Source organism: Pseudomonas sp. B2021, assembly GCF_018135665.1.
In the GTDB taxonomy this organism is placed as follows: Bacteria; Pseudomonadota; Gammaproteobacteria; order Pseudomonadales; family Pseudomonadaceae; genus Aquipseudomonas; species Aquipseudomonas lactis.
Map to the genome: position 1 here is coordinate 3,403,966 of NZ_SMOF01000001.1, position 21,994 is coordinate 3,425,959.

At 62.2% G+C, this 21,994-nt stretch carries 16 protein-coding genes; 11 read left to right on the plus strand and 5 right to left on the minus strand.

Going from position 1 to position 21,994, the window contains the following annotated elements; translation table 11 throughout:
• Window positions 1-343: 343 nt before the first annotated feature.
• Window positions 344-6,613 (minus strand): non-ribosomal peptide synthetase, encoded by a 6,270-nt coding sequence (locus tag E1K68_RS15180; protein ID WP_212614340.1) that lies wholly within the window; start codon window positions 6,611-6,613, stop codon window positions 344-346.
• Window positions 6,614-7,103: 490 nt separating this feature from the next.
• Here E1K68_RS15180 and E1K68_RS15185 point away from each other — a divergent pair, with 490 nt between their 5' ends.
• Together E1K68_RS15185 and E1K68_RS15190 are read left to right on the plus strand one after the other, a co-directional pair.
• Window positions 7,104-7,898, plus strand: a complete 795-nt coding sequence (locus tag E1K68_RS15185; RefSeq protein ID WP_137204327.1) for a helix-turn-helix transcriptional regulator — start codon at window positions 7,104-7,106, stop codon at window positions 7,896-7,898.
• Window positions 7,898-9,322 (plus strand): efflux transporter outer membrane subunit, encoded by a 1,425-nt coding sequence (locus E1K68_RS15190; protein ID WP_003192382.1) that lies wholly within the window; start codon window positions 7,898-7,900, stop codon window positions 9,320-9,322. The genes E1K68_RS15185 and E1K68_RS15190 overlap by 1 nt, the downstream gene beginning before the upstream one ends.
• Here E1K68_RS15190 and E1K68_RS15195 read toward each other — a convergent pair.
• From E1K68_RS15195 to hpaA, 3 genes are all read right to left on the minus strand, one after another.
• The gene (locus E1K68_RS15195) at window positions 9,319-10,173 is read right to left on the minus strand and encodes a hypothetical protein (protein ID WP_240520860.1); all 855 of its coding nucleotides are present in this window, start codon (window positions 10,171-10,173) and stop codon (window positions 9,319-9,321) included. The two genes, E1K68_RS15190 and E1K68_RS15195, sit on opposite strands and share 4 nt — an antisense overlap.
• Before the next feature lie 36 nt (window positions 10,174-10,209).
• Window positions 10,210-11,340 (minus strand): type III secretion protein, encoded by a 1,131-nt coding sequence (locus E1K68_RS15200; RefSeq protein WP_169878806.1) that lies wholly within the window; start codon window positions 11,338-11,340, stop codon window positions 10,210-10,212.
• Window positions 11,341-11,550: 210 nt separating this feature from the next.
• Window positions 11,551-12,411 carry a 4-hydroxyphenylacetate catabolism regulatory protein HpaA gene (gene hpaA, locus E1K68_RS15205; RefSeq protein ID WP_034134261.1) on the minus strand — a complete coding sequence of 287 codons (861 nt, stop codon included), beginning with the start codon at window positions 12,409-12,411 and terminating at the stop codon, window positions 11,551-11,553.
• Between the two features lie 128 nt (window positions 12,412-12,539).
• Here hpaA and E1K68_RS15210 point away from each other — a divergent pair, with 128 nt between their 5' ends.
• From E1K68_RS15210 to hpaI, 8 genes are all read left to right on the plus strand, one after another.
• Window positions 12,540-13,205, plus strand: a complete 666-nt coding sequence (locus tag E1K68_RS15210) for a fumarylacetoacetate hydrolase family protein (protein WP_212614341.1) — start codon at window positions 12,540-12,542, stop codon at window positions 13,203-13,205.
• Complete coding sequence (locus E1K68_RS15215) at window positions 13,202-13,972, plus strand: fumarylacetoacetate hydrolase family protein (protein WP_212614342.1); 771 nt, start codon at window positions 13,202-13,204, stop codon at window positions 13,970-13,972. The genes E1K68_RS15210 and E1K68_RS15215 overlap by 4 nt, the downstream gene beginning before the upstream one ends.
• A 5-nt stretch (window positions 13,973-13,977) precedes the next feature.
• On the plus strand, window positions 13,978-15,438 hold the full coding sequence (hpaE, locus tag E1K68_RS15220; RefSeq protein WP_034134260.1) for a 5-carboxymethyl-2-hydroxymuconate semialdehyde dehydrogenase: 1,461 nt from the start codon (window positions 13,978-13,980) through the stop codon (window positions 15,436-15,438).
• A gap of 154 nt (window positions 15,439-15,592) precedes the next feature.
• Window positions 15,593-16,450, plus strand: a complete 858-nt coding sequence (gene hpaD, locus E1K68_RS15225) for a 3,4-dihydroxyphenylacetate 2,3-dioxygenase (RefSeq protein ID WP_003192392.1) — start codon at window positions 15,593-15,595, stop codon at window positions 16,448-16,450.
• A 15-nt stretch (window positions 16,451-16,465) separates the two neighbouring features.
• Complete coding sequence (locus E1K68_RS15230) at window positions 16,466-16,858, plus strand: 5-carboxymethyl-2-hydroxymuconate Delta-isomerase (protein WP_034134259.1); 393 nt, start codon at window positions 16,466-16,468, stop codon at window positions 16,856-16,858.
• A gap of 136 nt (window positions 16,859-16,994) precedes the next feature.
• Window positions 16,995-18,299, plus strand: a complete 1,305-nt coding sequence (locus tag E1K68_RS15235; protein ID WP_003192395.1) for an MFS transporter — start codon at window positions 16,995-16,997, stop codon at window positions 18,297-18,299.
• 11 nt (window positions 18,300-18,310) lie between these two features.
• Window positions 18,311-19,114, plus strand: a complete 804-nt coding sequence (gene hpaH, locus E1K68_RS15240) for a 2-oxo-hept-4-ene-1,7-dioate hydratase (RefSeq protein WP_003192397.1) — start codon at window positions 18,311-18,313, stop codon at window positions 19,112-19,114.
• Between the two features lie 16 nt (window positions 19,115-19,130).
• Window positions 19,131-19,931: a 4-hydroxy-2-oxoheptanedioate aldolase gene (hpaI, locus tag E1K68_RS15245; RefSeq protein ID WP_003192398.1), complete on the plus strand. Its 801-nt coding sequence runs from the start codon at window positions 19,131-19,133 to the stop codon at window positions 19,929-19,931.
• 124 nt (window positions 19,932-20,055) lie between these two features.
• On the opposite strand, the gene hpaR is transcribed toward hpaI, so the two are convergent.
• Window positions 20,056-20,478, minus strand: coding sequence for a homoprotocatechuate degradation operon regulator HpaR (gene hpaR, locus E1K68_RS15250; protein ID WP_044269224.1), 423 nt, complete (start codon window positions 20,476-20,478; stop codon window positions 20,056-20,058).
• A 207-nt stretch (window positions 20,479-20,685) separates the two neighbouring features.
• Between hpaR and E1K68_RS15255 the strand changes: the two genes are divergently transcribed.
• Window positions 20,686-21,984, plus strand: a complete 1,299-nt coding sequence (locus E1K68_RS15255) for an FAD-binding oxidoreductase (RefSeq protein WP_212614343.1) — start codon at window positions 20,686-20,688, stop codon at window positions 21,982-21,984.
• Window positions 21,985-21,994 lie beyond the last annotated feature (10 nt).

The window sequence follows — 21,994 nt, forward strand, 5'->3', positions numbered from 1 at the left end:
GATGCGAAGCGAGCCGCTCTTGATCTGCTTTTGATCTTGATCTTAGGCGCCCCGTTAAACCACGCTGGCCGGAATTCGACAGGGATTTGGGGGGTAAACCGGCAGGGATGCCGGCGGATTACGGGCACACCGAGCCCAAGCGAGGTGCCGAGTGGTGGGGCAAGAGCCCTTTGGTTACTTTGGGCTGGGCCGGCATTCCGGCTTTTCCAAAGTGACCCGCCGTTGGGGCGGAACCCTAGGTGGCCGTTACCTAAATAACGGATATGTACCCGGTCCAACTGTGTTGACTGTTAGGCCGTCTTCGCAGGCAAGCCAGCTCCCACATTGGATCGCAGTGCCTAAGCTAAATCCTTCGGCGGCGGTTGAGCTGGGGGATGGCGGTTTGGGGTGCTTCTACACGCGGGGCCTGCGCCGCTGTTTTCGCGGCCAGTTGCGCCAGTGTGGGCTGGCTGAACAGGGTGCGGGCGTCCACGTCAAGCCCGGCCTTGCGCAGGCGGGCGACAAGGTTCACTGCCAGTAGGGAGTGCCCGCCCAGTTCAAAGAAGTGGTCATGGCGCCCTACCCGTTCGAGTTTCAACACCTCGGCCCAGATCCCGGCCATCAGGCTTTCCACCTCGCCCACTGGCGCTTCGTAGGCTCGGCTAAGCACAGCCTCCAGCCCTGGCGCTGGCAGGGCCTTGCGGTCGAGTTTGCCGGCGGGGTTGAGGGGCAGTGCGTCGAGTTGCACGAAGGCGGCCGGCACCATGTATTCCGGCAGGTGTTCCAGCGCATGGTCACGCAAGGCTTGCAGGCTCGGCGCCTGGCCGCGCAGGGTGAAGTAGGCCACCAGGCGCTCATCGCAAATCAATACGGCCACCTCGTGCAACGCCGGGTGGGTGGCCAGGCATGCTTCGATCTCGCCCAGTTCCAGGCGCACGCCGCGCAGTTTGACTTGGAAGTCGTTGCGCCCGAGGAACTCAAGCGTGCCGTCGGGCAGGTAGCGCACCAGGTCGCCGGTTCGATACAGGCGGTCGCCAGCCACGAAGGGGCTGTCGATAAAACGTTCGGCAGTCAGTTGCTCCAGGCCCAGGTAGCCACGGGCAACGCCGACGCCGCCGATGTGCAATTGGCCGCTGATGCCCATGGGCACCGGCGCATCATGGGCGTCTAGCACGTACAGACGGGTGTTGTTGATGGGGCGGCCAATCGGCAGTTGCAGGGTGGGCACCGGCGCGCCGGGTTCGAGGGTCCAGGCGCTGCTGTCCACCGTGGCTTCGGTGGGGCCGTACACGTTGTGCAAACGCACCCTGGGCAAGCGCGCCTGTACGCCCCGGGCCAGGGCGGCGGTGAGTTCACCGCCGCCGCACAGCACATCGGTGAGGCTGGTGCACAGGGCCGATTCATCCAGGTCGAGAAACTGCTGCAACATGGCGGGCACGAACTTGATCACGCTGATCTGCTGCGTGCGAATCACTTGCGCCAGGTACGCCGGCTCGCGGTGCCCATCGGGCCGCGCCAACACCAGGCGCATGCCGTTGCTCAACGGCCAGAACAGCTCCCACACTGAACCGTCGAAGCTGAACGGTGCGCGCTGCAACAAGGCGCCGCCTTCGGCGTTCGGGCACAGGTGCGAGCCCCACTGCAGCAGATTGCCCAGGCCGCGATGCTCGATCATCACGCCCTTGGGTGTGCCGGTGGAACCCGAGGTGTACATCACGTAGGCGAGGTTGGCGACGCTCAAGCCGGGCACTTGTGGGTTGTCGATCGGTGCATGGTTCCAGGCGCAGTGGTCGAAGTCGATCAGCGGGATCGAGACATCGCCCACCACGTCGCGGGTGGCGGCCTGTACCAGCAGCGCCACCGGCTGGCTGTCGGCAAGCATGTAGGCCAGGCGCTCGCGTGGGTAACCGGGGTCGAGGGGCACATAGGCGCCGCCGGCCTTGAGAATGCCCAGCAAGCCCACCACCAGATCCAACCCTCGCTCTACGCACAATGCCACCCGCGCGTCGGGCTGTACGCCGTGCTCGCGCAAGTGGAAGGCCAGTTGGTTGGCGCGTTCGTTGAGCTCGCGGTAGGTCAATGCCTGCTCATCCGTCTGCACCGCGATGGCATCGGGGATTCGCCGCGCATGGGCTTCAAACAGCGCTTGCACGGTCAACGTGTGCGGGTGGTCGGTGGCGGTCGTGTTGAAGTCCACCAGCAATCTGCGCAGTTCGCTGGCGGGCAACACTGGCACCTCGCGCAACGGCATTTTCGGCGTGTTTTCCAGTGCGTCCGCCAGGCCGTTCAGGGTGACGTCCAAGTAATCCAAGACCCGTTCAGCGCCGACTGCGCGTGGCGTCTTGGCCTTGAGCCGCACGCCACTGCCCAGGTCGTCCACCGTGAGCATCAACGGGTAACTGAGGATGTCTTCACTGCTGAGCAAGGCAATGCCCGGCACCAGGTTCAGCTCGGGGTCGGCCGAGGTGTGACGGTAGTTGAGCAGGCTGTTGAATAGCCCGGTCACCCCACTGCAGCGCTGGGCCAATGCCAGCGACGCCTGTTCATGGGCGAGCAAGGCACTCAGTTGCGCGTGGGTGTCGTGCAGCGCCTGCGCCACGTTTTGCCCTGCCAGGCGCAGGCGCAGCGGCAAGGTGTTGATGAACATGCCCAAGGCCCGCTCGGCCCCCTCGCCGGCTTGCAAACGGCCGAGCAGCACGGTGCCGAACACCACGTCTTCGCGGCCCGCGACACGGCTGAGCACCTGAGCCCAGGCCAGGTGGAACAGGCTCGCAGCACTCACCCCAAGGGCTCGGGCCTGGCTGCGCAGGCGTAGATTGAGCGTGTCGCTGAGCGCACGCTGCGCCTCTTCGGTTTCGGCGCGATTGGCCTGGCGCTCCTGCAGGCCGAACGCCAAGGTCGGCTCATCTACATCCGCCAGACGCTCTCGAAAGAACGCTTCATGCGCCGCCTGGCGCACGGTCGAACGGGCGTGCGCCACCATATTGCGATAAGGCACGGGCGCCGGCAGTTGCGCCTGTTGGCCCAGCAAATGGGCGCGAATCTCGTCCACCAGCAGCGTGGTCGACGTGGCATCGTTGACCAGATGATGAAAACGCAGCCTGGCGACCCAGCGCTGGTGCTGGGGCTCCTCGGCGTAATCCAGGGCCATCAGCGGCGCCTGGCGCAAGTCCAGCGGTTGCGCCGGTTCGCGCAGCGGTTCAACCCGCAACTGCGCCTGGCGCCACACCATCTGCATTGGTTGTTCAAGGGCATCCCACACCAGGCTGGTACGCAAAATATCGTGGCGATTGATCACCTGTTGCAAGGCACTGGCAAAGGCCTCCAGTTGCTCGCGGTGCGCAAAACTGAACAGCGCCTGTTGCTGGTACGGGTCGTGCGCGTCGGTGAGGTGGTGGTAGAGCAACCCTTCCTGCAACGGCGCCAGCGGGTAGAGGTCCTGCACATTGGCGGCGCCACCGGGGATGCCGGCGACGATGCGGTCGAGGCTGGGTTGATCGAGTTCGGCCAGGGCGAGCAAGTCCGTGGTGATATGGGTGCAACCGGCCGGGATTCGATTGGCCGGCACCGCCTGTTCGTGACCGCCACACGCCGCCGCCAGCGCCGCCACGGTGGGCTGGCCGAACAGCACCTGCACGTCGGCGCGCAGGCCGGCCTCGCGCATACGCTGCACCAGCTGCACCGCCAACAGCGAATGCCCGCCCAGCTCGAAGAAATGATCGTGGCGACCCACTGGTTGCACGTGCAGCAACTCGGACCAGATCTGCGCCAGTGTGGTTTCCACGCCCTCCTGTGGCGCTTCGAAGCGACGGGTGATAAAGGCTTCCTGGGTGGGTGACGGCAAGGCTCGGCGGTCGAGCTTGCCGTTGGCGGTGAGGGGCAACGCGTCGAGGCGCACGTAAGCCGCGGGCAGCATGTAGTCCGCCAGCGTGGCTTGCAGGTGGGTGCGCAGTGCTTCGATTTCCACAGGCTGACGTGGCACAAACCAGGCCCATAATTGCCCGTCGCGAAACTGCACCACCGCGTCCTGAAGCGCCGGATGGCTGGCCAGGGCCGATTCGATCTCCCCCAGTTCGATGCGCACGCCCCGGATTTTTACCTGATCGTCGTTGCGCCCCAGGTAGTCGAGAGTGCCGTCTGGCAGCCAGCGCGCCAGGTCGCCGGTGCGGTACATCCGACCACCGCTGAAAGGGTCGTCGAGAAAACGTTCGGCACTGAGTTCCGGACGGTTCAGGTACCCCCGCGCCACACCCTTGCCGCCGACATACAACTCCCCCGCCACGCCAATCGGCACCTGACGTTGTTGCGCGTCCAGCAGGTAGACCCGGGCATTGGCGACCGGCGCGCCGATATGCAACGGCTGGCCCACCTCGACACGCCCCGAGGTCGCCACCACCGTGGCTTCGGTGGGACCATAGTTGTTCACCACCGCAAACGTCTGCGCCTGGGTGAAGGTGCGCAGGCGGTCGCCGCCGATCAGCAAGGTGCGCAAGGTGGGATGCCCCAGCCCCTGGCTGAACGCATATTCGGCCACAGGCGTGGGCAGGAAGCACACATCCAACGGTTGCGAGCGCCACCAGCCGAGCAACGCGTCGATATCTTCCGCGCCCTCCTGAGCCGGTGGCAGGTGCAAGGTCGCGCCCACGCACAACGCCGGCCAGACCTCCCAGGCCATGGCATCAAAACCGAAGCCTGCGACGCTGGCGGTGTGGCTGCCCGCGTGCAGGTCGAACGCCTGGCAATGCCAGTCCACCAGGTTCGACACGCTGTGATGTTCAACCATCACGCCCTTGGGCAAGCCGGTGGAACCCGAGGTGTAAATCACATAGGCCAGGTTCGACGGCGTGACCGCAACCTGAGGGTTGCTGTCGATGGACGCATTGCCAGGCTCCAGCGCGATCACCGGTACCGTCGAGACGGGCAGACGCTGGCGTAAATCGTGCTGGGTCAGGATGGCCACGGGCGCGCTGTCGTGCAGCAGGTACTCCAGGCGTTCGGCGGGATGGGCCGGGTCCAGCGGCACGTAGCAGGCGCCGGATTTGAGGATCGCCAACAGCCCCGCCAGGGTGTCAAGGCCACGTCGGGCCAGGATCGCAACGCGGTCATCGGGCTGTACGCCGAGCGCCACTAATTGGTGGGCCAGCGTATTGGCCTGGCGGTTGAGTTGGGTGTAGCTCAGTGCGCGGTCCTGATACACCGCCGCAATAGCGTGGGGCGTACGTGCGGCCTGGGCTTCAATGCGCTGATGCAGGGTTTGCGGCGTGGCGTTGGGCTGCGCGGTGGCGTTCCAGTGCTGCAATCGGGCCTGCTCCTGGGGCAACAGCATGGAAAACTCAGCGATGGGCAGCGCAGTATCTTCCAGCCCCTGTTCCAGCAGCCCGATGAAGCGCTGGGCCAATGCCTGCACGTCGCCCGCCTGGAAATACGCCTCGTTGTAGACGCAATGCAGCCAGGCATTGTCCTGGTAACGATGGCTGCGCAGGTGAATGGCGAGCGGTAGCGCTTCATGCTGATTGGAAACCTTGATCGCGCGGGCCTGGACCTGACCGAAGCGCAGATCGTGGTCGTCCTGCTCGAACGATACCGACACGTCAAAGAGTTGCCCGCGATCCGTTCGGCGCAGGCCCAGCTCGCGGTTCATCTCACTCAACGGGAAGCGCTGATGACGAAAGTCCTGCTTGAGCTGATCACGGATGCCACGCACCAGGGCACCGAAAGACACGCCCTCGCTGAACGCAAAACGTACCGCGCTGACCTGGGTGAACAGGCCCACAGTGGCGCGAAAACGCGCGTTGGAGCGGTTGAGAATCGGCAGCCCCACCGCCCATTCCTGGCGTTGGCTGGTGCGGGTGAAATACACATACATCGCCGCCAGCAACACATGAAAGGCCGACGCCTGGTAGTGGTTGGCAACCTGCTCCATGCGGCTCTGCAACGGCACCGGGAAGCCTTGCACCCAGGTGTTGCTCGACGTCTTGGCGTTGTGCCTGGGGGTGAGCAGTGGTTCGGGCAGCACCTGGTATTTGCCCAGCCAATAGTCGCGGTCGCGGGCGTAGCGGGCCGATTGCAGGTAGCGCTGGTCGGTGTCGATAAAGTCGATGTAGGACGGCGCCAGCAGCTCAGTGTCGCGCCCCTGCTCCAGGGCGCTGTAGAGCTGCGCGAGGGATTGCAGCATCTGGCCGAAGCCCCAGCCGTCGAGGATCAGGTGATGAGCCTGGGTGCCGAGGCGGTAGTGATCATGGTCAAGTTTGACCAGGAAAAACCGGCACAGTGGTTCGCCGCTCAGGGCGTAGGGCCGGGCCATTTGCGCCTGCATCAAGGCTTGGGTTGCCGCCGATGGGTCGGGCAGCGCGGAGAAATCATGCAGCGCCATCTCCACCCTCAACTCAGGGGCGAATGTTTGCCCAGGCAGGCCATTGGCGTCGGTATGCAGTTGAGTGCGTAGCGCATCGTGACGGGCCACCAGCAGTGCGACGGCACGGCGCATGCGTTCGGGCTCGACGGTGCCGGCAAAATCCAGGTAGCCGCCAATGTTGTACAGCGGCGAGTCGCCCACGCGCAGTTGGTCGAGCCAAATGTCTTGTTGGGGGCCAGTGAGGGGGAAGCGGGCCGGCAGGCTGGAGGAATGCTGCATAAGATCCTTCTCATGGGGGTCAGGCACTGGCCGCGCAGAGGTGGCCCATTACACCGATGTGGCCGGATTTGAGCATGGGCGCCGGGGGGTGTCTGACACCCGAAACCCGGACATTCAAATGGATGGATAGGCCTTGGTGGAAGGTTCATGGCTGAAACGATTAAAGCGTTGTAGGAGATTGGCTACATCGGATCCATCCCGAGTCTCTTAGCAACCTCTTTATTTTATAAATTCATTATTTACATCAATAAGTTAACCAAGGCTAAAAATAACTTACGCCTGTACGTAGCCGGCTTAATTCAAGAGAAACGTCGGTTTAATGGCGCAATTTTTATGGCAGCTTGTGTCCCTCGTTTCCGCTACATACGTAGGACAAATCCCTATGGCTAAATAACATCTCGAACGCCGAGTTACGTTCAAGCAGTACGGAGCGCCCTGCGCAGGCCCTGGGCAACCGTTGACGGTTTTCGACATCAAGGATGAGATGGCTATGAGTCTGACCTCAAGTATTGGCGACACATGCGGCCCGCTTTTTTATGCCGAAATGGGCGAGTTGATTTCAAACAGCGGCGACGAACATTTCGCCGCCACCATGCTGCAGCTGGTGGGCAAGTGGGTACCGATTCACCTGGTGGACCTCAGCGAGTGGACCCTGGATGAACTGCGCGACCGCGTGCTGGACATCAAGCTACTGGGCAGCGCCGGGGTGAAGAAGGATTTGTCTGTGCCCCAGACCCTGCATGCGCTGAACGACCACCCGTTGTTGCGGCAGATGCTGCACATGCAAGATCCGCTGCTGATCCAGATGAACGCCAAGGCCAACAGCACGCACCCGCGCGGCACCTCGCACCAGTGCAACCTGGTATCGCGCCAGGGCAACCGGCGCTGTGTGATTTCGTTCTACCGCCTGCCGACCCAGCAGGGGTTTTCCCTGGCTGAGTTGTCGTTTCTCAAGTGCCTGTCGGACACGCTGTTGCCGTTGATGGAGCGGCACGCCCAGTGCCTGCGCCAGGCGCCGCATGCCGAGACAGAGCCCGCCCATACTCTGCTGGAACAATCGCAGTTGCAGCGCGAGTTCTACAAGCGCTTGTCTTTGAGCGACATCACCCTTTCGGCGCGGGAACAGGAAGTGTGCCTGGGCCTGCTGACCGGCGGCACCGTGCCGCAAATCGCACAGAAACTCAGCGTCAAAAACAGCTCGATCGAGACCTACCTCAAGCGCGCCGCCGCCAAGCTGGGCGTGAGCGGCCGACATGGCCTGGCCAAATGGATGGTGGGCGCCTGATGAATAAACAGACGCTGTGCACCCTCGGCATGGCCTGGATGCTCGGCGGTTGCTCGCTGATCCCCGAGTACCAGCAGCCAGCGGCGCCGACGCCTGCGCAGTACCCCCAAGGCGGCGTCTACCGCCTGGCGCAGGCCGGCAACATGGCGCAGAACCCGGACTGGCAGCAGCTGTTCCACGACCCGGCGCTGCAACAGTTGATTAATGATGCGCTGGTCAACAACCGCGACCTGCGGGTGGCAGCCCTGAATGTGCAGGCGTTCCAGGCGCAGTACCGTATCCAGCGCGCGGATTTGTTCCCAGCGATCTCCGCCACCGGCGCCGGCAAGCGCCAGAAGTTGCCAGGGAGCGTGACCGGCACCGGCAAGTCAGCGATCACCTCCAACTATTCCGCCACCTTGGGGCTGAGCGCCTATGAGCTGGATTTGTTCGGCCGCGTGCGCAGCCTCAGCGAACAGGCGCTGCTTACTTACCTGGGCAGCGAACAAGCGCGGCGCAGCGCGCAATTGAGCCTGGTGGCCAACGTCGCCAATGCCTACCTGACCTGGCGGGCCGACCAAGAACTGCTGGCCCTGGCCGAGCAAACCCTGGCGGCCAACGACCACAGCTGGCAATTGACCCGCCGCAGTAAAAGCGCAGGCAAAGCCTCGGCGCTGGACGTGGTGCAAGCGCGCACAGCGGTGGAAAGTACTCGCGCCAGCGTGGCCCGCTATGAGCGCCAAGTGGCCCAGGACCTCAACAACCTCATGTTGCTGGTGGGTGGCCCAGTGGATGAACACTTGCCCGCGCGCCCGCTGGCCGATGACCTGGTCGCCCGCGTGCCCGCCGGTTTGCCCTCGGACCTGCTGCAACGCCGCCCGGATATCCTCCAGGCCGAATACCAGCTGCAGGCGGCCAACGCCAATATCGGTGCGGCCCGTGCTGCGTTCTTTCCTTCAGTGACCCTCACGGCAAACGCGGGCAGCACCAGCACAGAGCTGTCGGGGCTGTTCAAGGGTGGCTCGGGCAGTTGGACATTCCAACCGCAGATCAACCTGCCGATCTTCAACGCCGGCAGCCTGCGTGCCAGCCTGGATTACGCCAAGCTGCAAAAAGACATCACCGTGGCCCAGTACGAAAAATCCATCCAGGCTGCCTTCCAGGAAGTAGCCGACGGCCTCGCCGCACGCCAGACCTTCAACGACCAACTGGCGGCGCAACGGGATTTCGTCGAGGCCAACCAGACCTATTACAACCTGGCCCAGCACCGTTACCGCAGCGGCGTGGACAGCAACCTGACGTTCCTCGATGCGCAGCGTTCACTGTTCAGCGCACAACAGGCGCTGATTGTGGACCGGCTGGCGCAGTTGGTCGCCGAGGTGAACCTGTATACGGCGCTGGGTGGCGCGTGGACGCAATGGCCGAACCTGGCGGCCGCGCGTTAGAGCAACTTGAGTCCAGACTCGGCATGACGATTTGGGTCGCGGCTATCCAGTGGCTGTTTGTGCCCATAACTGTCCACGAAGCCGCCCACAGCGGCCATCGAATGGAACCCGCTGTTGACCGTGCCGATGGCGCCGTTGAGGAAGTCCTGGAGGGTTGCGGGCGCAACGAAGTCTTTCAAGCCCAGGCGACGCAACGCTTGCCCCGGATACTCACCATCATTGAGGCTGCGCATGGCGGCGGCAAAGCTCTTATTGGCCTCCCCATCATTATTTTCAAGGTAGGCTCGCTTGGCACTGACAGCGTATAAAAACTGCGCATTGACCAGAACATCGTTGGGCCTGTCGGTGCCGAAGTGGGCGCCGGCCTTGGCCTGCTTCAGTTCGTCATCGGTGATGTGCAGTTTGAACCCATCGCGCATGACAATGCGATAGCCGCTATCGGTGGCCTCAATGGTTTTGTAAATACCGTAAGGGTTATGGCCGAACCTCATCATCGCGGCTTTAATCGCGGATATCGTCACGCAATTACCTTCGGCCAATTGGTAAAAGTCTTTGAAAATATCACCGGGCTTGATGCCCGTGTTCGCAGGCGTACCTTTCAAGAATTCGTCACGTTTGCCGTTGCGTTTATCGGGGACCGGCGCAGGCAAAGGTGTTGAATCGACTTCAGGTTTTAACCGCGCAGATAACACCGTCAACAAGCGCTCCAATTCGCCGACCAGGCGACTGAGTTGTTCAGAAGTTCCAGTTGGGGCAGAGGCGTTGGCGAAGGGCAAAACACGTGGCGAAGTGACGGCGTCGCTTGCCCTGGCATGACCAAAAGCAGCAGTGTTAACAGAAGACACTAACATGTTGAATAATCCCTATTATTCACTAAATACTTTAAATCACCCGCGAAGCGTGACCACCTTCAATGACGGTGAAACCGGCGTGTTATATAACTGCCCCTCCATCACGCCCTCAATAATTACACCGTTCTTGTTTCGTGCGCCCTTGTCCAACGGCACGCCGACCTGCGTGCCCAATGCACTGGCATCGATGACCTGCAGATGTTCTTTAAGCCCCAGATAGGACAGCGCCGTATCACCGTCGATGCCGCCTCCGGCCCCCGACAGCACACCGGGATAAGTGCGATGGGCGTGGTACGCACTGTCTTTGCCGTACAGGCTCATGAAGGGGTCCGTTGCGCTGTCGCGCTCAAGCTCCAGGTATTGACGCTTGCTCATCACAGCAAACAGAAATTGCGCATCCTTGACCATGCCTTCATCGCCGCCACTGAACTTTGCCGCCTTGGCCGCCAGTTCAAGTTCTTCAACGGTTATTGTCAGCTTGAAGCCGTCTCGCATCGTCACGTCATAGTGGTCACCATGTTTGGCGACGTGCTTGAAAATCCCGGCTGGGCTTTGCCCGAACGTGGCCATAGCAACCTTGATCGCGGCCACGTGCTCCTCTCGGCCCAGAGCACCCAGATAAGGAAAGTTCTCATACGTGGCACGCAACCCATTGTGCAGATCGTCAGGCTTTTGACCTTTGGGTTTTTCAGACATAAACGCAGTGATTGGCTCATAGTTTTTATCTGAGAACATCTCAATAAGTTCGGTATCAAACGCGTTACGGGTACTGGCCAGGTTCGACCGGTTCATGAACGGTGCCAATTGTTCTTTCCACTCACCCCTGATGGTGGGAACGCTGTCCGGTGCAGGCACGGTATTAACCAGCGGCCTGTGCGGTGAACTCACAAGTGGGGTTGGGTAAGCCGTAACGGGTGGCTGTGGTTTCGGCGCCTCATGCTCCCTGCTCATCCAGGTTTTAAGTGACACCACTAATGTACCCAACAACTTCAACAGCTCCCCCAGCTCTGCGTCCCGGTTTGAGTTGACACTTGGGCCAATCGGAGAATGTGCCGGTAATTTACCAAAGTGATTGGGTTGATCTGTCACTGCCTGATCAAGGGTTTTACCAGGCGATGTAAACCTTGAGTGCGCGGGCGAATAAGCAGGCTGAGTGTGCGTGAGCATGGTAGGGCGTCTCATTTGATCGAAGGGGGATAATCGCGAACGGTCTGGCACTACTTGCCCACTGCCACTGCCGAACCCGGCACTGAACAAGTACTCTTGCGTGGCCAGGCGGGGGGAAAGGTTCCGGCTCGACAGGTAACAACATCCTTCTCGCTTAACGGACCACTATCAGCCAATTCCTCAACGTTGCGTTTTTTGTCCGACCCCTTATCAGCGCATCCCCGCCTGCCGTATCCGATACTCCCCCGGCGTCATCTGCGCATACCGCAAGAAAAACCGGCTGAAATACGCCGGGTCCTTGAACCCCAGCTGGTAGCAGATTTCATTTGCCGAACTGCCGGTAAACAACAGCAGGCGCTTGGCCTCCTGCATCAGCCGCTCCAGGATCAGGCGCTTGGAGGGCAGGTCGGCAATGCGCCGGCACACTTCATTGAGCCGCGCCTGGGTCACGCCAATACTTTCGGCATAACGCGCCAACGGCCAATGTTCCAGGTAGTGGGCTTCGATCAGCTCGTTGAAACGATGGAAGATGCGCAGGTCTTCATGGGCGGTCGGGCGTGCCGGCTGGGCGTGGGCGCACAGGCGCAGCAGGCGGATCATGATCAGCCTTGTGAGGCTGTCGAGGGCGGCGGCGCGCCCTGCCCGTTCGGTGTTGATTTCACTGCACAGCGCCTCGAAGAGTTGCTCCAGCCCCTCGGCGTCGCCATTCAAGGCGACACAGGCTGCACCGGAGGCAAGGCTGGGATCGGCGTCGATCAAACTCCACACCAGCTGCTGGCGCACCGTCAATACATGCCCATCGGCATCCGCTTCGGTGACAAAAGCGTGGGCCACCGTGGGCGGCGTGAGAAAAAACATCGGCCCCGATTCAACGTACTGGCGGTCATCCAGATACACCCGCACCGCGCCACTCTTGACGTAATGCACCTGGAAAAACCGGTCATGGCGATGCACCGCCATATTGCGCCCGAAAAAACCCGCCAGGTTGCCGAGCTTGTCGTAATGCACCTCGGCGTCGCTGTAGCGCTGGTCGTAGACCTGCCCGATGTTGATGTTGGGGATCGGCTTCACGGGGCTCTCTTCTTGTTGTTGTGAGGCCAGTGCAGTGTGCCACGCTTGACGGTAGTTAACATATTAATTATAAAGTTAACAACTTAACGAACTGCCTATGCAGCCGTCGTCACCGCCAGGAGAAACGCATGAGCCGTACCCTGCATGATGTTGCCAGCGGCACCCTGTTCGGCGTTGCGCTGAACTACCAGGGCCTGCTGGACCAGCATCTCGCCGCCTTCCAGCAGGCGCCCTACCAGCAGCCGCCGACCAAACCGGTGCTGTTTATCAAGACGCCCAACACCCGCAATGCCCATCGCGGCGTAGTGCTGCAGCCTGCGGGCGAGCGCCTGCAACCGGGCCCGGCGCTGGGCGTGGTGATCGGCCAGCGCGCCAGCCGTGTCAGCCTGGAGAACGCCATGGCCCATGTGGCCGGGTATGTGGTGGTGAATGAATTCAGCCTGCCGGAAGACAGCTACTACCGCCCCGCCGTCAAAGCCAAATGCCGCGATGGTTTTTGCGCCCTGGGCCCGCAGCTGGTTGCGCGGGATCAAGTCGCCAACCCCAACCAACTGAGCCTCAAGCTGTTCGTCAATGGTGAGCTGCGCCAAGAAAGCTCCACCGCCGATTGGGTACGGGACATTCCGCAATTGATCGCCGAGATCAGCGAGTTCATGACCCTGCATCCCGGCGACGTGCTGATCACCGGCACCCCGCAAGGCCGCGTGGATGTACAGCCAGGCGATCAGGTCGAGGTCGACATCACCGGCATTGGCCGCCTGAGCAACACCATTGCAGCAGAGGCATCGGCATGAAACGCGCACGTATCCAATTTGAAGGTACCGTCCACAATGTGCTGGTGGAGGCCGATTGCAGCGCGCGCCTGGACGATGGCCGCCTGCTCACCGAAGACCAGGTGCAATGGCTGCCACCCGCCACCGGCAACATTTTCGCCCTGGGTTTGAACTACGCCGACCACGCCGCCGAACTGGCCTTTACGCCGCCGACCGAGCCGCTGGCCTTTATCAAATCGGTGGGCACCTACACCGGCCACCGCCAAGTTACCTGGCGCCCGGACAACGTCGCCTACATGCACTACGAGTGCGAGCTGGTGGCGGTGATCGGCAAGACCGCGCGCAACGTCAAACGCGCCGACGCCCTGGACTACCTGGCCGGTTACACGGTGTGCAACGACTATGCGATCCGCGACTACCTCGAGAACTACTACCGCCCCAACCTGCGCGTGAAAAACCGTGACGCCACCACCCCGGTCGGCCCATGGATCGTCGACGTGGCCGATGTGCCCGACCCAGGCAACCTGAAGCTGCGCACCTGGATCAACGGCGAACTGCGCCAGGAAGGCAGCACGAAAGACATGATTTTCGATATCCCCTACCTCATCGAATACCTGTCCAGCTTCATGACCCTGCAACCGGGCGACATGATCGCCACCGGCACGCCCGAGGGCCTGGCCGATGTGGTGCCGGGCGATGAAGTGGTGGTGGAAGTCGAAGGTGTGGGCCGCCTGGTTAACCGTATTGTCAGTGAAACGGAGTTTTTCTCCGCGCGCAAAGAGGCTTGAGCACCATGATCAAACACTGGATCAACGGCCGTGAGGTCGAAAGCAAAGACACCTTTATCAACTACAACCCGGCCACCGGCGAGGCCATCGGCGAAGTGGCCAGCGGCGGTGCCGAAGAAGTCGCGCAGGCCGTGGCGGCGGCCAAGGCGGCGTTTCCCAAGTGGGCCAATACACCAGCCAAGGAGCGCGCACGCTTGATGCGCAAACTGGGCGAGTTGATCGAACAGAACGTGCCCCACCTGGCCGAGCTGGAAACCCTGGACACCGGCCTGCCGATCCACCAGACCAAGAACGTGTTGATTCCGCGTGCCTCGCACAATTTTGATTTCTTCGCGGAAGTCTGCACGCGCATGGACGGCCACACCTACCCGGTGGACGACCAGATGCTCAACTACACCCTGTACCAGCCAGTGGGCGTGTGCGGGCTGGTGTCGCCCTGGAACGTGCCGTTCATGACGGCCACCTGGAAGACCGCGCCGTGCCTGGCGCTGGGCAATACGGCGGTGCTGAAGATGTCGGAACTGTCGCCGCTGACCGCCAATGAACTGGGGCGCCTGGCGGTGGAAGCCGGGATCCCCAACGGCGTGCTCAATGTGATCCAGGGCTACGGCGCCACCGCGGGCGATGCCCTGGTGCGCCACCCGGACGTGCGGGCGATTTCCTTTACCGGGGGCACCGCCACCGGCAAGAAAATCATGCAGACCGCCGGCCTGAAAAAGTACTCCATGGAACTGGGCGGCAAGTCGCCGGTGCTGATTTTTGAAGACGCCGATCTGGAACGCGCCCTCGACGCAGCACTCTTCACGATCTTCTCCCTCAACGGCGAGCGTTGCACCGCTGGCAGCCGGATCTTTATCCAGGAAAGCGTCTACCCACAATTTGTCGCCGAGTTCGCGGCGCGGGCCAAGCGCCTGATCGTCGGCGACCCCCAGGACCCCAAGACTCAGGTCGGCTCGATGATCACCCAGGCCCATTACGACAAGGTCACCGGCTATATCAAGATCGGTCTGGAGGAAGGCGCCACGCTGCTGGCTGGCGGCCTGGAACGTCCGGCGAACTTGCCGGCGCACCTGAGCCGCGGCCAGTTTATCCAGCCGACGGTGTTTGCCGACGTGAACAACCGGATGCGCATCGCCCAGGAAGAAATCTTCGGCCCGGTGGTGTGCCTGATTCCGTTCAAGGATGAAGCCGAGGCGCTGCAACTGGCCAACGACACCGAATACGGGCTGGCCTCCTACATCTGGACCCAGGACATCGGCAAGGCCCACCGCCTGGCGCGCGGTATCGAAGCGGGCATGGTATTTATCAATAGCCAGAATGTACGGGATTTGCGCCAGCCGTTCGGCGGGGTCAAAGGCTCGGGCACCGGGCGTGAAGGTGGGCAGTACAGCTTCGAAGTGTTTGCCGAGATCAAGAACGTGTGTATTTCCATGGGTAGTCATCACATTCCGCGCTGGGGCGTGTAGCCCAGGCTCAAACAAGCCTCCTGTGGGAGCCGGGCTTGCCCGCGATGCAGACACCGCGGTCCTTTAGCCGTACCGAGTCGATGCCATCGCAGGCAAGCCAGCTCCCACAGGGACCTCACAGGCCATACAAGAATAATTATTCAGGAGAGTCATCATGGGCGAAGTGGTTCTGGCAGCGAAGATCTGCCACGTACCGTCGATGTACCTGTCGGAACTGCCCGGCAAGCATCACGGCTGTCGCGAAGCGGCGATTGCCGGGCACAAGGAAATCGGCCGGCGTGCCCGCGAACTGGGGGCCGACACGGCAGTGGTGTTCGACGTGCACTGGCTGGTCAACAGCGGTTATCACGTCAATTGCGGTGAACAGTTCCAGGGCACCTACACCAGCAACGAGCTGCCGCACTTCATCAAGAACATGGACTACGCCTACCCCGGCTGCCCCGAACTGGGGGAGCTGATCGCCGCCGAAGCCAACCTGGCCGGCGTGCGCAGCATGGCCCATAACATCCCGAGCCTGGAGCTGGAATACGGCACCCTGGTGCCCATGCGCTACATGCACATGGGGGTGCCCGACGCAGAGAAATTCAAGGTGATTTCCATCGCTGCCTGGTGCGCCTGGCATCGCCTGGAAGACAGTTTTGCCTTCGGCGCCGCCGTGCGCCGGGCGATTGAAAAGAGCGACCGCAAGGTGCTGGTGCTGGCGTCGGGCTCGCTGTCCCATCGGTTCTCGGACGACCGCGAGGCTGAGGCGAATATCCACAACTGGACCCGCGAATTCGACAAGCAGGTGGACCTGCATGTCGTGGAAATGTGGAAGCAAGGTCGCTTCAAAGAGTTCTGCGCCATGTTGCCCGACTACGCCGAACACTGTTTTGGCGAAGGCAAGATGCACGACACCGCCATGCTCCTGGGCCTGCTGGGTGGGCCGGACTATGCCAAGCCGGCTGAGATCATCACGCCGCCGTTCGGCAGTTCGGGCACCGGCCAGATCAACGCGATTTTCCCGCTTTAACCCTGGGAGAGCCCCATGCCGCACTTTATCGCTGAATACACCGACAACCTCGAACAGCAGGCCGACTTGCCCGGTCTGTTTGAAAAAATCCACCGCGTGCTGGGCGACAGCGGTGTGTTTCCGCTGGGCGGCATTCGCAGTCGCGGCGTACGCCTGGACACCTGGCGCATGGCCGACGGCAAGCACGACTATGCCTTTGTGCACATGACCCTCAAGGTCGGCCACGGCCGCGACCTGGCAACCCGCGAGGCCGTCGCCCAAGCAGTGTTCGCGGTGATTACCGAGCACTTCGCCGAGCTGCAGGCGCAGCGCTTGCTCGCGCTGTCGTTCGAGATGATCGAGCTGCACCCGCAGCTCAACTTCAAGCAGAACAATGTGCACGCGTTCCTGAACAACCCGGCAAGCTGAAACGGCCCCGCCCCCCCCTGTAGGAGCGAGCTTGCTCGCGAAAAGCCCACAGGCACCGCGGACCCAACAGCGCTGCGTTTTCGTTGACGTTTTTCGCGAGCAAGCTCGCTCCTACAACAACAAAAAGAACACCACCATGAGCACAGCCCATTCCACTGCAAGCCTGCAGCTTGCCGAGCACGACCGCACCCATCGTTTGGTGACTTGGCGCCTGATGCCCTTGTTGCTGGTGTGTTACCTGTTCGCCCATCTGGACCGCATCAACATCGGCTTTGCCAAGATGCAGATGAGCAGCGACCTGCACTTCAGCGACACCGTGTACGGCTTCGGCGCCGGGCTGTTCTTCATCGCCTACGCGTTGTTCGGCGTGCCCAGCAACATTGCCCTGGACCGCGTCGGGCCACGGCGCTGGATCGCCTGCCTGATGGTGGTGTGGGGCCTGCTCTCCACCGGCATGCTGTGGGTGGAGAGCGCGCGCGGGTTCTACGTGCTGCGCTTTCTACTGGGGGTGGCCGAGGCCGGGTTTTTCCCCGGGATTCTGGTGTTTCTCAACCGCTGGTACCCGGCACGCCGTCGCGCCCAGGTCACCGCCTTGTTTGCCATTGCGGTGCCCATGGCCGGGGTGTTGGGCGGGCCGATTTCCGGGGCGATCCTGGAGAACTTCCATGATGTCGGCAGCCTGCGCGGCTGGCAGTGGATGTTCCTGATCGAAGGCGCGCCCGTGGTGCTGCTGGGACTGGTGGTGCTCAAGTGGTTGCCGGACAGTTTCGAGTCGGTGCACTGGCTGACTGCCGAGCAAAAACAGCAACTGCGCACCCAATTGAGCAACGAGGAACAGCGCAAGACCATCACCTCGTTCGGCGGCATCCTGCGAGACCCGCAGGTGTGGCTGCTGGTGGCTGTGTACTTTGCGGTGATGCTGGCGGTCAACACCCTGGCGTTCTGGATGCCCACCCTGATCCACGGCGCCGGCATCGGCCGTGACAGCCAGGTCGGCTTGCTCAGCGCCGTGCCGTACCTGGCCGGCTGCTTCTTCATGCTCGGCTGCGGGCGCTCGTCCGACCGCCACCGCGAGCGCCGCTGGCACCTGTGTGTGCCCCTGCTGATGGCGGCGCTCGGTATCGCCGTGGCGGGCCTGGCGCCCGGCAATGCGTTGCTGGTGATGAGCGGGCTGGTGGTTGCCGGGATGGGCGCAAGCGCCGCGCTGCCGATGTTCTGGCAACTGCCACCGGCGTTTCTTTCCCACACCACCCAGGCGGCGGGCATCGCCATGATCAGCTCGTTCGGCAGTATCGCGGCGTTCCTCGCGCCGTACCTGATCGGCTGGATGCGCGACGCCACCCAGAGCGCCAGCCTGGCCCTGTACGTACTCGCCCTGTTTATCGCCCTCGGTGGCTTGCTGGTGCTGCGCACCCAGGCCGCCATCGTCAACCCACACTAGAGACCGTTGCCATGCTCGACTCCCAGCAAATCCTCGCGGCCGCCGCAAACCTTGACCGCGCCGAACGCAGCCGCGAACAGGTGCGCCAGTTTTCCCTCGACTACCCCGGCATGACGATCGAGGACGCCTACGCCATTCAGCGTGAATGGGTCGCGCAAAAGATCAAGGCCGGGCGCACGCTCAAGGGCCACAAGATCGGCCTGACCTCACGGGCCATGCAGGTGTCGTCGAATATCACCGAACCCGATTACGGCGCCCTGCTCGACGACATGTTTTTCGACGAAGGCAGCGACATCCCCTTCGAGCGTTTCATCGTGCCACGGGTGGAAGTGGAACTGGCCTTCATCCTCGGCAAACCGCTCAAAGGGCCCAACTGCACGGTGTTCGATGTGCTCGACGCCACCGAATGGGTGATCCCGGCGCTGGAAATCATCGACGCCCGCATCCAGCAAGTCGACCCCCACACCAACGCCACCCGCAAGGTGTTCGACACCATCTCCGACAACGCCGCCAACGCCGGTGTGGTGCTCGGCGGCCGCGCCGTGCGCCCCACCGAGATCGACCTGCGCAAGGTGCCGGCGGTGTTGTATCGCAATGGCGTGATCGAAGAGTCCGGGGTGTCGGCGGCGGTGCTCAACCACCCGGCCAAGGGCGTGGCGTGGCTGGCTAACAAGCTGGCGCCCTATGACGTCACCCTGCTGCCCGGCCAGGTGATTCTCGGCGGCTCGTTTACCCGCCCCGTGGCAGCCCGCCCTGGCGATACCTTCCACGTCGACTACGACCTGCTCGGCTCGATTGCCTGCCGCTTCGTCTGAACCCAGGAGGACTGTCATGGACATGCCTGTCAACCGCTTCAAGCAACGCCTGCACAACCGCGAGGTACAGATTGGCCTGTGGCTCGGCCTTGCCAACGCCTACTGCGCGGAGCTGGCCGCCAACGCCGGTTTCGACTGGCTGTTGATCGACGGCGAACATGCGCCCAACCAACTGGGGGACATGCTCGCGCAGTTACAGGCCATTGCGCCCTACCCCAGCCAGGCGTTGATTCGCCCGGTGATCGGCGACACGGCCCTGATCAAGCAACTGCTGGATATCGGCGCGCAGACGCTGCTGGTGCCCATGGTCGAAAACGCCGCCCAGGCCCGGGAACTGGTGCGGGCCCTGCGCTACCCGCCCCAGGGTATTCGCGGGGTCGGCAGCGCCCTGGCCCGCGCCTCGCGCTGGAACAGCATCGCCGATTACCTCGACCAGGCCGACGCGCAGATGTGCCTGCTGGTGCAGATTGAGAATGCCGAGGGCCTGGCCAATCTGGACGCCATTGCTGCCGTCGAAGGCGTGGACGGTGTGTTTATCGGCCCGGCAGACTTAAGCGCGTCCATGGGCCACCGTGGCAATCCGGGGCATCCCGAGGTACAAGCGGCGATTGAGGACGCCATCGTGCGTATCGTCAAGGCGGGTAAGGCGGCAGGGATTCTCAGTGCGGATGAAAATCTCGCACGACGCTATATCGAGTTGGGGGCGACGTTCGTGGCGGTAGGAGTGGATACCACGGTGTTGATGCGGGGGCTGCAAAGCCTGGCCGGGAAGTTCAAAGACATACCTGTGGCTGCCAATACCGGTGGCGTCTACTGAGACTCAATGTGGGAGCTGGCTTGCCTGCGATAGCGGTGCATCAGCGACAAATAAGCCAGCTGACCCGGCGCTATCGCAGGCAAGCCAGCTCCCACAGTTGATCGGTGGTGGTTCAGCAATTGAGTCAGCGCTTGATGTTCTTCAAGTCATCCAGCAACCCCAACAAGGTCTGGAATTTCTCTGCGCCCAACTGATCCTGCAAGCGCTGATAGTTGGCCTCCATGCACTGGCTCATGGACTCGAAACTCGCCTTGCCCTTGTCCGCCAGGGTAATCAGCACCCGGCGCTGGTCCTGTTCGGCCTTGCGCCGGTGCACCATGCCGGCCGCTTCCATGCGCACCAGCACGCCGGTCATGCTCGGCTTGAGGATGCAGGCCAGTTCAGCCAGTTGATAGATCTCCAACTCACCGTGCTGTTCAAGGATGCGGATGATGCGCCATTGCTGTTCGGTCAGGCCGTGTTCATTCAGGGAAGGACGGAAAAAACTCATCGCGGCCTCGCGCGCTTGCAGCAAGGCCAGGGTCAGGGATTGTCGAGGTGTAGACATAGGGCTCAGGGTCACGAAGTATTTAGTTAATAGTTTAACGAAACTCTAACATTCCCGGCCGGCGAGCGCGCTATAACTTATAGGTGCCCTCGCCCGTGGCGCGCTGAATCAAAAACCCGGGCACGCAGGATCAAGACTTCCAGCCCGCCAAGGGCCCTAATGGAGGCATCCGCTTTAGCGCCTTCCTTCACTTTTTCAGGCTGCGCCATGATCAACATCGAAACCCCCACGTACTACACCGCCACCAAGAAATACAACCTCAGCTTCCCCACCCTGGAACAGGATATCGACGCGGACGTCGTGGTCATCGGCGGCGGCTTTTCCGGAATCAACACGGCCCTTGAGCTGGCGGAAAAAGGCATCACCAACATTGTCGTGCTCGAAGCGCGCTACCTGGGCTTTGGCGGCACGGGCCGCAACGGTGGGCAGATCATGGCAGGCATCGGCCATGACCTGGAGAAGATCAAGAAGGACGTGGGCGAAGACGGCCTGCGCCAAGTGTTCGAGATCAGCGACCTGGGCGCCGACATCATCAAGAACCGCATCGCCAAGTACAACATCGACGCAGACTTTTGCCACGGCTACGGCTACATGGGCTTCAACGCCCGCCAGGAAAAAACCCTGCGCGCCTGGGAGAAAGACTTCAAGTCGATCAACAGCCAGCACGAAATCCGCTTTCTTGGCGGCTCTGACGTGCAGCAGATCATCGGCTCCACCGCCTACACCAGCGCCCTGCTGCACATGGGTGGCGGGCATGTGCATTCACTGAACCTGCTGCTGGGCGAAGCCACCGCGCTGGTCAGCCATGGTGTGAAGATCTTCGAGAACAGCCCGGCCCTGGAAGTCAGCTACGGCGAGCGCATCACCGTGCGCACCGGTCGCGGTTCGGTACGCGCCAGCAAGTTGCTGTGGGCCTGTGACAGCTTCCTCAACAAGCTGGAGCCGGAACTGCACCGCTCGACCATCAACACCTACGCGTTCCAGATGATGACCGAGCCGTTGTCCGAGGAGTTGATCCAGCGCATCAGCCCGATCCGTGGGGCCTACAGCGATATCCGCCCGGTGATCGACTACTACCGCGTGACCAACGAAAACCGCCTGCTGTTCGGCGCCGCCACGCCTTTGGTGGAGCACATTCCCGGCGATCTGAAAGCCTGGAACCGCCAACTGATGCTGAAGATTTTTCCCTACCTCAAGGACGTGAAAATCGACCTGGCCTGGGGCGGCCCGATGGCGTGCAGCCCGAACCTGTTCCCGCAGGTGGGCACTTTGCCGGGGCGCAGCAATGCGTTTTTCGTGCAGGGCTATTCCGGCTTTGGCGTCACCCCCAGCCACATCATCTGCAAGGTGCTGGCCGAAGGCATGAGCGAGGGCTCGGCGCGCTATGACCTGGTCAGCTCGATCTCCCGCCCCACCATCCTCGGCAAGGACGCGATTCGCCCCCTGCTGCTGACGGCGGGCAAATCCTGGCACCAATTATCCGGCTACTGGAACGGTCGCCGCTAACCCCTGTAGG

Coding starts and splice junctions, on each gene's coding strand:
- E1K68_RS15180 (WP_212614340.1), bottom strand. CDS start 6,613: ATGCAGCATTCCTCCAGCCTGCCGGCCCGCTTCCCCCTCACTGGCCCC.
- E1K68_RS15185 (WP_137204327.1), top strand. CDS start 7,104: ATGAGTCTGACCTCAAGTATTGGCGACACATGCGGCCCGCTTTTTTAT.
- E1K68_RS15190 (WP_003192382.1), top strand. CDS start 7,898: ATGAATAAACAGACGCTGTGCACCCTCGGCATGGCCTGGATGCTCGGC.
- E1K68_RS15195 (WP_240520860.1), bottom strand. CDS start 10,173: ATGTTAGTGTCTTCTGTTAACACTGCTGCTTTTGGTCATGCCAGGGCA.
- E1K68_RS15200 (WP_169878806.1), bottom strand. CDS start 11,340: ATGCTCACGCACACTCAGCCTGCTTATTCGCCCGCGCACTCAAGGTTT.
- E1K68_RS15210 (WP_212614341.1), top strand. CDS start 12,540: ATGAGCCGTACCCTGCATGATGTTGCCAGCGGCACCCTGTTCGGCGTT.
- E1K68_RS15215 (WP_212614342.1), top strand. CDS start 13,202: ATGAAACGCGCACGTATCCAATTTGAAGGTACCGTCCACAATGTGCTG.
- hpaE (WP_034134260.1), top strand. CDS start 13,978: ATGATCAAACACTGGATCAACGGCCGTGAGGTCGAAAGCAAAGACACC.
- hpaD (WP_003192392.1), top strand. CDS start 15,593: ATGGGCGAAGTGGTTCTGGCAGCGAAGATCTGCCACGTACCGTCGATG.
- E1K68_RS15230 (WP_034134259.1), top strand. CDS start 16,466: ATGCCGCACTTTATCGCTGAATACACCGACAACCTCGAACAGCAGGCC.
- E1K68_RS15235 (WP_003192395.1), top strand. CDS start 16,995: ATGAGCACAGCCCATTCCACTGCAAGCCTGCAGCTTGCCGAGCACGAC.
- hpaH (WP_003192397.1), top strand. CDS start 18,311: ATGCTCGACTCCCAGCAAATCCTCGCGGCCGCCGCAAACCTTGACCGC.
- hpaI (WP_003192398.1), top strand. CDS start 19,131: ATGGACATGCCTGTCAACCGCTTCAAGCAACGCCTGCACAACCGCGAG.
- hpaR (WP_044269224.1), bottom strand. CDS start 20,478: ATGTCTACACCTCGACAATCCCTGACCCTGGCCTTGCTGCAAGCGCGC.
- E1K68_RS15255 (WP_212614343.1), top strand. CDS start 20,686: ATGATCAACATCGAAACCCCCACGTACTACACCGCCACCAAGAAATAC.